The organism is Arthrobacter sp. NyZ413 (genome assembly GCF_049390645.1).
Classification (GTDB): domain Bacteria; phylum Actinomycetota; class Actinomycetes; order Actinomycetales; family Micrococcaceae; genus Arthrobacter.
Genome location: NZ_CP155434.1, coordinates 928,260 through 942,198 on the forward strand (window position 1 = coordinate 928,260; position 13,939 = coordinate 942,198).

The following is a 13,939-nucleotide window of genomic DNA, read 5'->3' on the forward strand; positions in this document are numbered from 1 at the left end:
GGCTGACTTGTGGTCCACACCAATGAGCCTAGGAGACGCTGAAGGGCACCTGCCAGGGTCGAGTCGCGCTATGTGGACAACTAATCGGCGAAGTCCGCCTCCGTGATGCCCCGGGCGTCCGTGACGCTTCCGCCGTCCGGCCCGTCGCTTTCAGGCCCGTCCTCGGCTTCCGGGACCTCCGAGATCGCGTCGTGGAACGGGAGGCTGACAACCAAAGTGGCACCGCCGCCGTCGGTCTCCTCGACCCGGACGGAACCACCATGGGAGCCGACGATAGCCGCAACAATGGCGAGGCCCAGGCCGCTGCCGCCGGTTTCACGCGTCCGCGAGGTATCGGCCCTGTAGAAGCGCTCGAAGATCCGCGGCAGCTCGTCTTCGGGAATGCCGCTGCCGTGGTCGCGCACTTCCATGACGGAGAACACGCCGGCCTCGGTGTTCCTGACCCCCACGGCCAGTTCGATCGGCGTCCCGTCGGGGGTGTAGCGGAGGGCGTTGCCCACCAGGTTTCCCAGGACTTGCCGCAGCTTGGCTTCGTCTCCCTGGACGGGCGCGGGGGCTGCCGACCCGCCGTCAAGCCCTGTCAGTGAGAACTTCCTGGTGCTTGAGGTCGCGAGCGAATCCACCACGGCGTCGTTCGCCAGCAGTTGCAGGTCTACGGGTTTTCGCTGGAGGGGCCTTTGTTCGTCCAAGCGCGCGAGGAGAAGCAAGTCTTCCACCATGGAGCCCATGCGTTTCGCTTCGCTCTCGATCCTGCTCATGGCCGTGCCCACGTCTTCGGGGGTCGCGAGGGCGCCGTGCCGGTAGAGCTCGGAGAAGCCGCGGATGGTGACCAAAGGTGTGCGCAGCTCGTGGGAGGCGTCGGCCGCGAATCGACGCATGCGGGCTTCGGAGGCTGCCCTCGCAGCGAACGACGATTCGATGTGGGCGAGCATCGCATTCAGGGAGGCCCCGAGCCGGCCCACCTCGGTGACGGGATTTTCGATCTCGACGCGGCGTGAGAGGTCACCGGCCGCAATGGCGGCGGCAGTCTTTTCCACCCTCGCCAAGGGACGGAAGGACCGCGCGACCGTCCAGGTGGCGATGAAGAACGCGAGCACCAAGGTCAAGAGCCCGACGCCGACCACCACCAAGGTGGCGTGTTCCATCACCCTGTCCACCGGCGAGAGGGGCAGCCCTACGATGACGACGGCGTTTTGTGCCGTCCGGTTGTCGACTACCGGGACCGCGACAACGCGCCAGTTACCGCCTGCCGTGCCGCCTACCTGGAAGGGGACGTAGTTGCGGTCCCGGGCCTCGGCGGGCGTGATGCTGGCGATGTTCGGGCGGTCGCTCTTGCTCCCGCCGAAGGGGTAGGGCTGCTGGCCCTGCACGAACAACGTGAGGGAATAGTCCGTGGGCACCGTGGGAGTGGACTCGGACAACCTGTCGAAAGATTGTTGCTGTTGGGCGAGCTGGACGGCGGCCCTCAGCTTTTCATCCACTTGTCCTTGGAGGTAGCTCCGGACAAGGGTCAGCGTCCCGGCGCCGGTTGCGGCCAGGGCAAGGAGCAGCAGTCCCATGATGATGGCGACGAGCTGCGACCTGAGGGACGCCGACTTCCAACGGTTATACAAGGTCAGCGCTTCTCGGCCGTCCGCAGTACGTAGCCCACTCCGCGCTTGGTCTGGATCAGTGCGGCGGCGTCCGGATCGATGTCCACCTTGCGCCGGAGATAGGAGATATACGATTCCACGATCGAGGCGTCGCCGTTGAAATCGTATTCCCAGACGTGGTCCAGGATCTGGGCTTTGGAAAGCACGCGGTTGGGGTTGAGCATGAGGTAGCGCAAGAGCTTGAATTCGGTGGGCGACAACTCGATGATGGTGCCGCCGCGTCGAACCTCGTGCGCGTCGTCGTCGAGTTCGAGGTCATCCACGCGGATGACGGCGTCGTCGTCTTCCATGGGCTGGGTGCGGCGCAGCACGGCGCGGATCCGCGCCACTACTTCGTCCAGGCTGAAGGGCTTGGTGACGTAGTCGTCGCCGCCGACCGTGAGGCCGGTGACTTTGTCTTCGGTATCGTCCTTGGCGGTCAGGAACAGGACGGGGAAGTGCTTTCCGGCGGCCCGGAGGCGGCGGGTCACGGTGAACCCGTCCATGTCCGGGAGCATGACGTCCAGCACGGCAAGGTCCGGAGCGTGGGTGTCGGCCGCCGCGAGGGCCTCGCGACCGTTCGACGCCGCGACGACCTCGAAGCCTGCGAATCGCAGCGAGGTGGAGAGCAGCTCACGGATGTTGGGTTCGTCATCGACGACGAGGAGCTTGGCTTCGGGGCCGTTCTTTTTCATACCATTCATGATGCTCCCAGTTTCTGGGAGTTGACTGGATGCTTGTTGGGAGATTTATCCAGATGTCGCGGGCTTTGTCAGGGCGGGTCGACTGCCCGTCAACTGCCGAGGGCCAGCCCGACGCCGAGTCCCACCATCGTGACCGCGACGCCGCCGTCGAGGAACCGCCAGGACACCGGCCGCGCAAAGAACCCGCGCAAGAATTTCGCCCCGAATCCGAGCGAGCAGAACCATACGACGCTGCCCACCATGGCTCCAGCGCCGAACCACCATTGCAGCCCGGCACCTTGCGCATTCGCCACCGAGCCGAGGAGCAGCACAGTATCCAGGTAGACGTGCGGATTGAGCCACGTCAGGGCGAGGATGGTGGCCAATGCCGCAGCCAGCCCGCTCCGCGAACTACCTGAAGCGTCGGCGGAGACCAGCGCTTTCGGCGAGAGGATCCGTTTCGCCGCCATCACGCCGTACGTCACCAGGAAGGCCGCGCCGACGTAGCGGAGGACGACGACGGCGGCAGGGGCCGCGGCGAGCAGCGCACCTGTGCCGAGTACCCCGGCCGCGATAAGCACGGCGTCCGAGACTGCGCAGGCCGCAACCACCGCGCCGATGTGCTCACCACGGATTCCTTGCCGAAGGACGAAGGCGTTTTGGGCGCCGATGGCAACAATGAGGGCCAAACCGGTACCAAGGCCCAGTCCGGCAGCGTGGAAAGCTTCAGGAGAGATCATGTTTCGAGGCTAAGTAGGACGTCCATCATTAGTCCAGCTAAAGATTCTTAGGCAAGATAAGATTCACTTATGTCGCGTTTTTCCTCCGAGCAGCTGCAGACCTTCGCTGCCGTCCTCACTGAAGGCACGCTCGAGTCCGCCGCCCGAATGCTGAACATCACGCCGTCGGCGGTGTCGCAGCGGCTCAAGGCCCTTGAGCAGGCAGCCGGAAGAGTGCTGTTGCAGCGCAGCAACCCGGTCCAAACCACCGAGTCCGGGCAAATCGTGCTCCGGCTCGCCCAACAGCTCGCACAGTTGGAGGCCGATGCCGAACTCGAGCTTGGGTATCCCGGCGAATCGCCCATGGTGTCCGTGCCGATTGTGGTCAACGCCGATTCCTTGTCGGTCTGGTTCCTGGACGCGCTGACGAGGATTCCTCCGGAGCTGAACGCCGTTTTCGATTTGCACCGGGACGACGAGCAACATTCCACTTCCATGCTGCGCGCCGGAACGGTGATGGCCGCCGTGACGGCGACCCCCGAACCGGTCCAGGGTTGCCGGGTGGAACCGCTCGGCAGCATGCGGTACCGGGCAGTCACCACGCCCGCTTTCCGGTCCCGGTGGCTCGCCGACGGTGTGGACTACGACGCCCTGCGTGCAGCCCCGGCGGTCGATTTTGACCGCAAGGACGAGTACCAGCACCGCTTCCTTGGGCTCATCGGCGGCAGTGCGGTCAGGGCGATTCCGCCCGGCCCGCGGCACTATGTCCCGTCCAGCCAGGAGTTTGCCGAAGCCATCCGCTTGGGGCTCGGCTGGGGGCTGTTGCCGGAAGCGCATTGCCTTCCGGACATCGACGCCGGACGCCTCGTGGAGCTTGCGCCACACCTGCCGATGGACATTCCTTTGTACTGGCAAAGATGGCGCAGCGCCTCGCGGATCCTGGACGCCGTCACTGAAGCGGTGCGGGGCGCGGCGGCGGAGTTCCTGCGTCCGGCCTGAGACACAATTGAATCCGGGGGGACCGTGAACCTGCGGGTCCCGTGAATCCGGCGGATGCGGGGCCGAATTGCCAACACGCCGGAAGCACAGCCTTAAATTGTCGTAGCCCCGTCCCACACTGGAGCCATGGAAAACACGCAAGCAGCAGAGGACGCCCGGAAAGGCGCCATCGAATACCGTGTCAGCTACCTGGACCCGCACTCAGGGCACGTCATGGAGGAGCAGTTCGGCAACCTCGCCGCGGCGGAGCGGTTCGCCAATGCCCAGCTCAAGGACGCCGATGCCTGGGCCATTGTGGACGCCGTCGCAGTGGAAACCGCGGTCTCCGGCAGCACACCGGAGCGCTCGCAGCAGCTGGTCGCCTAGCCTGCTGCCACGTCTTTCGCGTCCATGATCCGGTAGGCATAACCCTGCTCCGCGAGGAACCGCTGCCGCTTGGCTGCGAAGTCCTGGTCAAGCGTGTCACGGGCTACCAACGAGTAGAAGCGTGCCGCGCGGCCGTCTTGCTTTGGCCGAAGCAAACGGCCTAGCCTCTGCGCTTCCTCCTGCCGGGATCCGAAGGAGCCGGACACTTGGATCGCTACCGACGCCTCGGGAAGGTCGATCGAGAAATTGGCCACCTTGGAAACAACCAGGGTCTTGATCTCACCCGAGCGGAAGGCGTCGAACAGTTTCTGCCGTACCTTCACGGTTGTGTCGCCCTTGACCACCGGGGCATCGAGGCGCTCGCCGATCTCGTCCAATTGGTCAATGTACTGGCCGATCACCAGTAACTGCTCGCCCTTGTGCAGGCCAACCAGTTGCTCCACCAAGTGCGTCTTTGTTTCGGATGTCGAGCACAAACGATACTTGTCCGCGTCTTCGGCCATCGCGTACGCCACCCGTTCATCCTTGGGCAGGTCCACACGGACTTCCACGCAGTCGGCGGGCGCAATGTAGCCTTGGGCTTCGATGTCCTTCCAGGGCGCGTCGTAGCGTTTGGGACCGATCAGGCTGAATACTTCGCCTTCGCGTCCATCCTCGCGCACCAGGGTTGCCGTGAGCCCCAGCCTCCGCCGGGCCTGCAGGTCAGCGGTCATCCTGAAGATCGGGGCAGGCAAGAGGTGGACTTCGTCGTAGATGATGAGTCCCCAGTCGTGCCCGTCCACAAGCTCGAGGTGCGGGTAGATGCCTCCGCGCTTGGTGGTGAGGACTTGGTAGGTGGCGATCGTTACCGGCCTGACTTCCTTGACCGAGCCTGAGTATTCACCGATCTCGTCCTCTGTCAGGGAAGTCCGCCTGAGGAGCTCGTCTTTCCATTGCCGGGCAGCCACCGTGTTGGTGACGAGGATCAGTGTGGTCGTGGAACCGGTGGCCATGGCAGCCGCGCCCACCAGGGTCTTTCCCGCACCGCATGGCAGGACGACGACGCCGCTGCCGCCGGCCCAGAAGTTCTCAGTAGCGAGTTTCTGGTAGGGCCGCAAGTGCCAGCCGTCCTCGTTGAGCGCGATGAGGTGCGGGGTGCCGTCCACGTAGCCGGCGAGGTCTTCGGCAGGCCAGCCGATTTTGAGCAGGAGTTGCTTGAGCTGGCCGCGCTGGGAGGAATGGACCACAACGGTTTCCCCGTCGATCCGGGGACCGAGGAGCGGGGCGATCTTCTTGGCCCGGATCACTTCCTCAAGCACGGGGTAGTCGTTGGTCCGCATGACCAGGCCGTGCTGCGGATCCTTTTCAAGCCGCAGCCGCCCGTAGCGGGACATGGTTTCTTCGATGTCGATCAGCAGCGCGTGCGGCACGGGGAACCGCGAGTAGCGCAGCAGCGTGTCCAGGACCTTTTCGGCGTCGAGCCCGGCCGCCCGCGCGTTCCACAGCCCCAAGGGCGTGAGCCGGTAGCTGTGGACGTGTTCGGGCGCGCGTTCCAGTTCGGCGAACGCCGCGATGGCGTGCCGAGCCTCCGTGGCGAGTTCGTGGTCGACTTCAAGAAGGATGGTTTTATCGCTTTGTACGATCAGCGGACCGTCGCTCACTATGGCTTCCTCACTTGCGCGGTTCGCCCGCGGGTTCCACATCGATAATGCGGTGTATGGACAAGACTCTTTCGGTGTCCTTGGCGGCGTCGAACACCCTCACGCGCCCGCCGGATACCGATACGGGAACAACGGTCTCGGTGTTGGAATTCCCCAAACCGTCCACCACGTTCATGGTGACGGCCTGCTTGAGCCGGATGGCCTTCTGGAGTGTTTCGAGCCCCAATTGCGTGGCCGCCTCACCCGCCACCTCGCCATGGCTCGCGCGATGGCGCCGCAGCACGGCGAGCTGGTCTTCGACGTCGTCCTCTGGTGGTGCCAGCCGGGGCGCCGTGTAGACGGGGCGCGCACTGCCGGGCACCGCCGTCGTCCTCTTGTAACGCACAACGGCGGGTTCGGCCTCTTGGACGGCAGGCGAGAGTCCCAGCTCGCGCAGCACGCGCGCGGTCTCCCGCGGGCTCGCCGCGGACGTCAGCACAGTCGGGGCGATCCGGACCAACCCGAGGCTGGCGGCTCCGGGTTCGCGGATGAGTTCCGAGATGGCCGTTTCGTCATCGCTTTGGATGAAACTCGCGCTGCTCGCGACACGAAGCTTGCCGTGCCGGGACGCGATGTCCTTGACCAGGTATTCGAGCGGCTGCGGGACATCCGTGGCGGAATGCGTGCGCAGGAACGTGAGGATGGATTCGGCGTCTTGGCCTGAATCCAAGGCACGCCGGATCGAATCGCTGGAAAACCGGAAGATGGTGGCCGGACCCTGGCCTTCGGCATCAGCCATCGCAAGCAGCTTTTCGCCAAGTTCAGGCGCGAGGTATCCAGGGGCGACTGCCGTCAGGTCGGCCTGGAGCAGGACGTGGTTGACGGCTGCCGGCAAATGCTCGCCGAGGATGTCGAGGGCGCGTTCCGGTTGCTCGGCGGCGATCGCCGAACCGAGCTGGGTCAGGGCTCCGGACCCCATGAGCCCCAGGAGTTCGGCTTCGCCCAGGATGCCGCGGACCAGGGAACTGAACCTCCGTGCCATCCGGGGCTGGGCCCATTCCGCGCGTTCCATGACGGCTTCGGCGTCCAGCACGGGAGCCTTGCCGTCCGGAGCTTCAGCCTCCCGTGTGAGCTCGTCGAGGATCTCGAGGATCCGTTTGCGCACCAAAGGGGCGTCCGGGCGTTGTGCCTCGGCGGACAAAGCGTTGATGGAGTTTCCCGCGGCGCCGGACCGGGTCGCCGTGGCGGCGGCTCCCGGGAGCGCCTGCCCCACAAGCGAGGGGGCTCGTTCGCTCGCGATCCAGGCGTGGACCAGCCACAGCCACTGTTCCTGCCGGGGAAGCGTCAACCATTCCAGCGCCGGCGTTTGGATCCACGTGGAACTGTCCACGTCGAGGCGCAGCAATCCGGAGAGTGCGCCAAGCTCAAGGATCAGGGCGGCCTCGGGCAAGTCCAAACGGAGGGCATCGGCCACGCGTGTGAGTTCGCGTACTCCGACTCCGCTGCTTCGCAGGGTTGCCACAGGCTGTTCACGGACGGCGTGCAGGAGCTCGCCGACAAGTCGCAGGAGCTCGGCGATCGCCCCGAGGGCCGCGTTCCGGCGCAAAGCGGCGCTGGTCTGGCCAAGCTCCGGGACGGGCGGCCGCAAGGTGAAATGGTCCACGATCGCGCCGCCGCGCAAGGACAAGCCGACGCTATGCGGCAACTCGACGTGGTTGGCGTCCAGGGGGACCAGCAATCCGCGCGCCAGCAACCAATCGATGGGGCCGACGTCGTGCCCTTCATGGAGCACGGACGCCTTGCGCTGGGCTTGCGGCACGGCCCCCATGGCCCAATTGCCGAACTTGTTCAACAGCGGCCGCGTGCGGGCCGGTGCTTCGGACAAGATGTGTTGCAGGTTCTCCGGCGTCGATGTCCACCGCTGGAGGGCCAGGCCCGCGTCCATGGGGGTGGCGGCGGGCTGGATGTTCGCGCCGCTTTGGTGGAGTTCCGCGACGAGGTGGACTACCCGCTGGGCGAAGGCGGGCTGGAGGCGCACCAGTTCTGTATAGCTGCGGCCCAGGCCTGCCGGATAGATCCCGATGACGTCCTTGAGGCTACCCACCGGCAGGTAGAAACGCTGGCGGCCCGGATTATGCATGGAGGCGGGCGGATCGGCCCGGTGGATGAGGGCCAACTCCTGCAGCTTGTTCAAGATCGGTTCGAGGGCGGCAAGCGTTGAGCCGTTGATGCACTTTTTCAAGCCTGCGGCGGAAACGCTGTGGCCGGTGTCCGCGTTGGTCGAGAGGTGCAGGGTTTCCAACACCTGCATTTCAGGTTTGTTGAGCCGCTCGAGCGCCCTCTGCACGCTGACCCTTGCGCTGGCCCTCGCTGCGAGTGCCGGAAAGTCCGGAGCTATGGGGGAGATGAGGTCCGGCCGCGCGGCAAACAGGGCCCGCAGCGATTCGTCGCTGCGCGCTTCCAGTTCGTTGCTGAGCGCGCGTATGAGGGACATCAGTTCAACGTTACCGCCAGCGTCGCCCGCCGTCGGGCTTTCGCCCCGCTCATTGGCGGCGGCGCGTCCACATGGAGTCCACGATGAGCGCGGCCATCAGGATGAAGGCGAGGGGCAGCCCGTAAAGGGCAGTCGATGTCACCCAGGCCGGCGGTACGCCATTGGCGAAGGCAACCGCCATGACCACGCCGACGGCGGCCAAGGACAGGACCGCGACGACGCCGGCAACAATCGTGAGCGCGCGGCGGTAGCCAGGGGGAATCATGGAAGTAACGCTAACAGCCCCGAAGGGTTCGAAAGGTCCACGCGGTCTCAAAGCGGGAATCCCCGTCCGGGCACGATAACCTTGGATCAATAGACCAACGCGCACCACGCCGTTACCCCTGTTCCCGCAGTACCCTGCGGATGCGGTCGCGAGCGGGTCGTGTCTCCCAAAGAACGAAGAAGGTTGATTAAGTGCCCACCGGCAAGGTCAAGTGGTATGACAAGGACAAAGGCTTCGGATTCCTCGCGGCAGAGGATGGCCAGGAAGTATTCCTGCCCAAATCCGCCCTGCCCGAGGGCGTAGCGGACCTGAAGGCAGGCACCCGGGTTGAGTTCGGCGTCGCCGACGGGCGCCGGGGCGCCCAGGCACTCGGAGTCCGCGTGCTGGAGAAGTTGCCGTCCATCGCGAAGGCAAAGCGCATGAACGCGCGCGAACTCGCGCCCCTCGTGCAGGACCTCGTATCCGTGCTGGACAACCTCTCCGGAACGTTGTCGGCCGGAAAGTACCCGGAAGGTGCCAAGGGCAAGGCCATCGCGGCGGCCCTGCGCAAGGTTGCCAACGAGCTGGAAGCCTAAGCGGGCCATGACATCGGAATCCGCAGGGACCAACCCTGGAGAAAACGGTGATGGCACCGCTCCAGCAACGGCAGGAGCTGTCGCGGCAGGATCCGTCGTATCCGGTTCCGGGCGGAAACCGGCAGCGGTGAAACCACGTGCCGGAATCCCCGTGTGGCGCGTCGGCAAGCCGGATGCGTTCCTCGCGTCCGCCGTCGACGTCGCCCGCGCGGCCGTGGAAACCATCGCCAAGCCTGCCGAGATCGGGCCGCACATCGCAGCCCGATCCGAAGGCGAGCGCGTCGTCACGCACTTGTTTGAGTCCCGGCTCGCCGGTTACGGCGGCTGGCAGTGGTACGCGGTGGTCACGCGCAACTCGCGCTCCAAGGTGGTGACGGTCAGCGAGCTTGGGCTCCTGCCCTCGGAGGACTCGATCCTTGCTCCCGAGTGGGTGCCGTGGGCAAAGCGCGTCCGTCCCGAAGACGAAGCGGCTGCCGCGGAACTGGCGGCGGCCGAGGCCCTGGGCGCCGACGCCTTGGATGAGGACGAGGACGACGACGACACTTCCGTAGCGGACGACGCGCAAGCCGTGGTTGCGGACCAGGACGAAGTGCACGACGCCGACGAGTATGACGAAGAAAGCTTCGACGACGAAATCGAGGCTGACTAACTTTTGACGAACCCGGCGAGCGAACCTATTGAAGGTGGAAGTTGATGTCCACCTTCAAATCGCTGGGTGTCCTTAATTACCGTATTTGGTTCATCGGTGCCCTCATCTCCAACGTGGGTACGTGGATGCAGCGTACGGCCCAGGACTGGCTGGTCTTTGCGCACTTGAGCAATCAGGACGCCGGTGCCATGGGCGTCACCATGGCGCTTCAGCTCGGACCCCAATTGTTCCTGGCTCCGTGGGCCGGCCTGCTTGCCGACCGCTACAGCCGGCGCAGGCTCCTGGTGGCCACCCAATCCGCCATGGCGCTTTTGAGCGCGGGATTGGGGCTACTGGTCTTGAGCGGAGCGGCGCAGTTGTGGCACGTCTATGTGTTCGCCCTGCTCCTGGGCGTCGTGTCCGCCCTTGACGCACCTGTCCGGCAGACGTTCGTCTCCGAACTGGTCAAAGAGGACTACCTTGCCAACGCAGTGGCGCTGAACAGTGCATCCTTCAATGTCGCCCGCATGATCGGTCCGGCTATCTCCGGCGTTTTGACGGTGGCCATCGGGCCGGGCTGGGTCTTCATGATCAACACGGTGACCTTCGTTGCGATGCTTGCCGCGATCCGGGCCATCCCGACGTCGACCTTGCGGGCGCAGCCGCGGGCAGCCAGCGGCAAAGGGCGCATCCGCGAGGGTTTCCAGTACGTGCGCAACCGGCCGGACATCATCGTGGTCCTTGTGGCGATTTTCATTATGGGGACGTTCGGGCTGAACTTTGTCCTCTTCATCGCGGCGATGGTGGGTACGCAGTTCGGGCTGGACGCGGGAGCGTTCGGCCTCCTGAACTCGGTCATGGCCATCGGTTCCGTGGCGGGAGCGCTGCTGGCGGCCCGGCGCGGAAGGCCACGGTTGCGGCTTATCTTCGCCGCGGCCGGAGGGTTCGGCATAGCCAGTGGATTGGCTGCGCTCGCACCGAACTACACAGTGTTCGCCATCACCCTGGTTCCCTGCGGCCTGTTCGCCTTGACCATGATCACCAGTGCCAACGGGTATGTGCAATCCACCACCGATCCCGCGGTGCGGGGCAGGGTCATGGCCCTGTATATGGCTATCTTCATGGGTGGAACCCCTATTGGCGCGCCTTTCGTCGGCTGGGTATCCAACGTTGCCGGCCCGCGGTGGTCCGTCGGGGTGGCAGCAGCCGCCGGAATCATCACCGCGGCGGTGGGCCTCGTCTGGATTATCAGTGCCGGGCAGCTCCGTCTCCGCTTCGACCGGAGCGCACGCGGACTCCGGTTCCTCCGGATCGAGGCGCAGCGCCCGGGCGAGTTCCAGCGTCCCGCCGGACCCGCGGACGCTGACGGTCATAAGGCCCCAACCGACGTCGACGGCGTTAAACGGTCCGGCGCCGCCCGGGATCCCCACCCGGACGACGCCGATAACTCCTGACCGCCCGATGGCGGCGGACAATTACTTCTTCAGTTCGCCCACGACGAAGTCGATGCTGGCCAGCAACGCCGAGACGTCGTCCGGTTCGATCGCGACGAAAGTAGCGATGCGGAGCTGGTTGCGGCCAAGCTTCCGGTAGGGCTCGGTGTCCACGATTCCGTTGGCACGCAGTACCTTGGCCACGGCCGCGGCATCGATCGAGTCGTCGAAGTCGATCGTGGCGATGACGTTGGAGCGCTCCTCGGCCTTTGCCACGAACGGCGTAGCGTACTCGGAAGCCTCGGCCCAGCTATATACGCGGCCCGCGGAGTCCGCGGTGCGGCTGGAAGCGAAGTCCAGGCCGCCGTTGCTGTTGAGCCATTGCACCTGGGCGTCGAGCGTCACCAGGGTGGAAAGCGACGGAGTGTTGTAGGTCTGGTTGAGCTTGGAGTTGTCGATCGCGGTCTGCAGGTCCAGGAAATCGGGGATCCACCGGCCGGTCGCTTTTACCCGGGCCGCGCGCTCGATGGCCGCGGGGGAGAACAGGCCAAGCCACAACCCGCCGTCGGAAGCGAAATTCTTCTGCGGAGCGAAGTAGTAGACGTCCGACTCGGCGACGTCCACGTCCAGTCCGCCGGCCGCCGACGTCGCGTCAACGAGGACGAGGGCGCCGTCGTCGGCACCCTCTACGCGCTTGACGGGGGCAGCCACACCGGTGGAGGTTTCGTTCTGCGGCCATGCGTAGACATCCACGCCGGCTTCGGCCTTGGGGGACGGGCGCGTCCCGGGCTCGGACGTGATGATGGAGGAAGCCTCAAGGAACGGCGCCTTGTTGGTGGCCGAAGCGAACTTCGAGCCGAACTCCCCGAAGGAAAGGTGCTGGGCCTTCTTCTCCACGAGACCGAAGCTGGCGACGTCCCAGAACGCGGTGGAGCCGCCGACGCCGAGGATCACCTCGTAGCCCTCAGGCGCGCGGAAGAACTGGCTCAAGCCTTCGCGGACGGATCCCACCAGGTTCTTGACCGGCGCCTGGCGGTGCGAGGTGCCGAGGATCTTTGCCGAGGCGGCGGACAAGGCCTCGATCTGTTCGGGGCGGACCTTGGAGGGCCCGGCGCCGAAACGGCCGTCCTTGGGCAGCAGATCGGCGGGGATGGTGATGCTGTTGTCGCTCACGGGATGCTCCAATGGTGAAGTAGCGGCCTAGATGGGTCGTGGCAGGTGGCAACGATGCCCCTTTGACTTCCCAATTCTGCCTGACGCCGGATGCGGGTGGAGAACCGAAGGTGTCATAGTCCGCCACGTGGATGCCTCCACCCGGCCTGGGGATTATCCGGAGTAATTCCAAATAAGCTAAGCTTGGAGCTGGCGCCGGTACTTGGGGCGACCGGTCGATCCTTTGCCCGGCCGGCTGCGGCACGGTGGAAAGCACGCTAGATACTGCGCTCGAGGAGCTGAGCTGGATGACGGATCTGATCGATACCACTGAGATGTATCTTCGGACCATTTTGGAGCTTGAGGAAGAGAACATCGTGGCTCTTCGCGCACGCATCGCCGAGCGCCTCCGGCACTCGGGTCCCACCGTTTCCCAGACCATCGGACGCATGGAGCGCGACGGCTTGGTGATCGTTTCCAATGACCGCCACCTTGAGTTGACCGAGTTCGGCCGCAAGCGCGCCACCGAGGTCATGCGCAAGCACCGCCTCGCCGAGCGGCTACTGGCCGACGTCATCGGTCTGGACTGGGCCTACGTCCACGACGAAGCCTGCCGCTGGGAGCACGTCATGAGCGAGCGTGTGGAAAGGCGCCTTTACGAACTCCTGGACCACCCCACCGAATCTCCCTACGGTAACCCGATCCCCGGGCTTGAGGCCTTGGGCGGATCAGCCACCAACGCCTTCGCCGATGGCGTTGTCAACCTCCTGGACGCCATGGACGACTACTCTCCGGACAACCGCGTTACGGTCAGCCGCCTGGCCGAGCCCATCCAGGTGGAACCGGAGTTGCTGGTCCAGCTGGACGAGGGCGGAATCCGGCCCGGGGCCAGGGTTTCCCTGGAGCGCGTCGGCGAATACATTTCGGTCCGCGTTCCCAACATCGACGGCGCCCTCGAACTGCCGCCGGAGGTAGCTTCGCACGTCTTTGTCACGGTGGCTTAGCGCGCCTGCAGGACCTTCGCCGGGCTACTCGCCAGAGCGCTCGCCGGACCGCTTCCGGAAAGATAACGAAATTATTACTACAGGGGTTAATCCCCTATAGTTAACCACTAGCGCCGATACCAAAGCGTTACCTGATCCGGAGCCTAGTTCTGCCAGCGGATCAGCTGGATTAGTCCATTCACTGGCAGAAGCGGGGGAACCATCAGCGGTTGCCGAAATGCAGCCTTGGGGTGAAGTCCGCAGCGGAGAGCAAATCACGGGACCCTTGACCGGGCTGCCCGCGTTCGGTGCTCCTCTACGCGGACCGGGTCTTCGAACTCTCTGACCCGAATCCGACAGCTAACTTCGCAGGCTTGTTAGAGAGGAAAATC

General features: G+C 65.0%; 13 protein-coding genes and 1 riboswitch. Of the genes, 6 read left to right on the forward strand and 7 right to left on the reverse strand.

Going from position 1 to position 13,939, the window contains the following annotated elements:
- Positions 1–80: 80 nt before the first annotated feature.
- From ABCW42_RS04520 to ABCW42_RS04530, 3 genes are all read right to left on the reverse strand, one after another.
- Entirely contained in the window at positions 81–1,613 is a 1,533-nt protein-coding gene (locus ABCW42_RS04520; protein WP_423183734.1) for a sensor histidine kinase, read from the reverse strand.
- A 2-nt stretch (positions 1,614–1,615) separates the two neighbouring features.
- The gene (locus tag ABCW42_RS04525) at positions 1,616–2,326 is read right to left on the reverse strand and encodes a response regulator transcription factor (protein WP_133203336.1); all 711 of its coding nucleotides are present in this window, start codon (positions 2,324–2,326) and stop codon (positions 1,616–1,618) included.
- Positions 2,327–2,424: 98 nt separating this feature from the next.
- Complete coding sequence (locus ABCW42_RS04530; RefSeq protein WP_423183735.1) at positions 2,425–3,054, reverse strand: LysE/ArgO family amino acid transporter; 630 nt, start codon at positions 3,052–3,054, stop codon at positions 2,425–2,427.
- A gap of 69 nt (positions 3,055–3,123) precedes the next feature.
- On the opposite strand from ABCW42_RS04530, the gene ABCW42_RS04535 reads away from it, so the two are divergent.
- Together ABCW42_RS04535 and ABCW42_RS04540 are read left to right on the forward strand one after the other, a co-directional pair.
- The gene (locus tag ABCW42_RS04535) at positions 3,124–4,032 is read left to right on the forward strand and encodes a LysR family transcriptional regulator ArgP (RefSeq protein ID WP_423183736.1); all 909 of its coding nucleotides are present in this window, start codon (positions 3,124–3,126) and stop codon (positions 4,030–4,032) included.
- A 126-nt stretch (positions 4,033–4,158) separates the two neighbouring features.
- Positions 4,159–4,398: a hypothetical protein gene (locus ABCW42_RS04540; protein WP_423183737.1), complete on the forward strand. Its 240-nt coding sequence runs from the start codon at positions 4,159–4,161 to the stop codon at positions 4,396–4,398.
- Here the strand turns inward: ABCW42_RS04540 and ABCW42_RS04545 are convergent.
- Genes ABCW42_RS04545 through ABCW42_RS04555 form a run of 3 tightly spaced genes read right to left on the reverse strand, consistent with a single transcriptional unit; the run spans position 4,395 to position 8,776 of the window.
- Positions 4,395–6,038: a DNA repair helicase XPB gene (locus ABCW42_RS04545; protein ID WP_423183738.1), complete on the reverse strand. Its 1,644-nt coding sequence runs from the start codon at positions 6,036–6,038 to the stop codon at positions 4,395–4,397. The two genes, ABCW42_RS04540 and ABCW42_RS04545, sit on opposite strands and share 4 nt — an antisense overlap.
- A 10-nt stretch (positions 6,039–6,048) precedes the next feature.
- On the reverse strand, positions 6,049–8,511 hold the full coding sequence (locus ABCW42_RS04550; RefSeq protein ID WP_423183739.1) for a helicase-associated domain-containing protein: 2,463 nt from the start codon (positions 8,509–8,511) through the stop codon (positions 6,049–6,051).
- A 49-nt stretch (positions 8,512–8,560) separates the two neighbouring features.
- Positions 8,561–8,776, reverse strand: a complete 216-nt coding sequence (locus tag ABCW42_RS04555; protein WP_423183740.1) for a hypothetical protein — start codon at positions 8,774–8,776, stop codon at positions 8,561–8,563.
- 191 nt (positions 8,777–8,967) lie between these two features.
- Here ABCW42_RS04555 and ABCW42_RS04560 point away from each other — a divergent pair, with 191 nt between their 5' ends.
- Genes ABCW42_RS04560 through ABCW42_RS04570 form a run of 3 tightly spaced genes read left to right on the forward strand, consistent with a single transcriptional unit; the run spans position 8,968 to position 11,433 of the window.
- On the forward strand, positions 8,968–9,351 hold the full coding sequence (locus tag ABCW42_RS04560) for a cold-shock protein (protein ID WP_133203215.1): 384 nt from the start codon (positions 8,968–8,970) through the stop codon (positions 9,349–9,351).
- 7 nt (positions 9,352–9,358) lie between these two features.
- Positions 9,359–10,000: a DUF3027 domain-containing protein gene (locus tag ABCW42_RS04565; protein ID WP_423183741.1), complete on the forward strand. Its 642-nt coding sequence runs from the start codon at positions 9,359–9,361 to the stop codon at positions 9,998–10,000.
- A gap of 44 nt (positions 10,001–10,044) precedes the next feature.
- Entirely contained in the window at positions 10,045–11,433 is a 1,389-nt protein-coding gene (locus tag ABCW42_RS04570; RefSeq protein ID WP_423183742.1) for an MFS transporter, read from the forward strand.
- 21 nt (positions 11,434–11,454) lie between these two features.
- Here ABCW42_RS04570 and serC read toward each other — a convergent pair whose 3' ends face one another.
- Entirely contained in the window at positions 11,455–12,585 is a 1,131-nt protein-coding gene (serC, locus tag ABCW42_RS04575; RefSeq protein WP_423183743.1) for a phosphoserine transaminase, read from the reverse strand.
- 287 nt (positions 12,586–12,872) lie between these two features.
- On the opposite strand from serC, the gene ABCW42_RS04580 reads away from it, so the two are divergent.
- Positions 12,873–13,568: a metal-dependent transcriptional regulator gene (locus ABCW42_RS04580; RefSeq protein WP_423183744.1), complete on the forward strand. Its 696-nt coding sequence runs from the start codon at positions 12,873–12,875 to the stop codon at positions 13,566–13,568.
- Positions 13,569–13,720: 152 nt separating this feature from the next.
- Positions 13,721–13,937, forward strand: a riboswitch (cyclic di-AMP (ydaO/yuaA leader).
- The last annotated feature ends 2 nt before the right edge of the window (positions 13,938–13,939 follow it).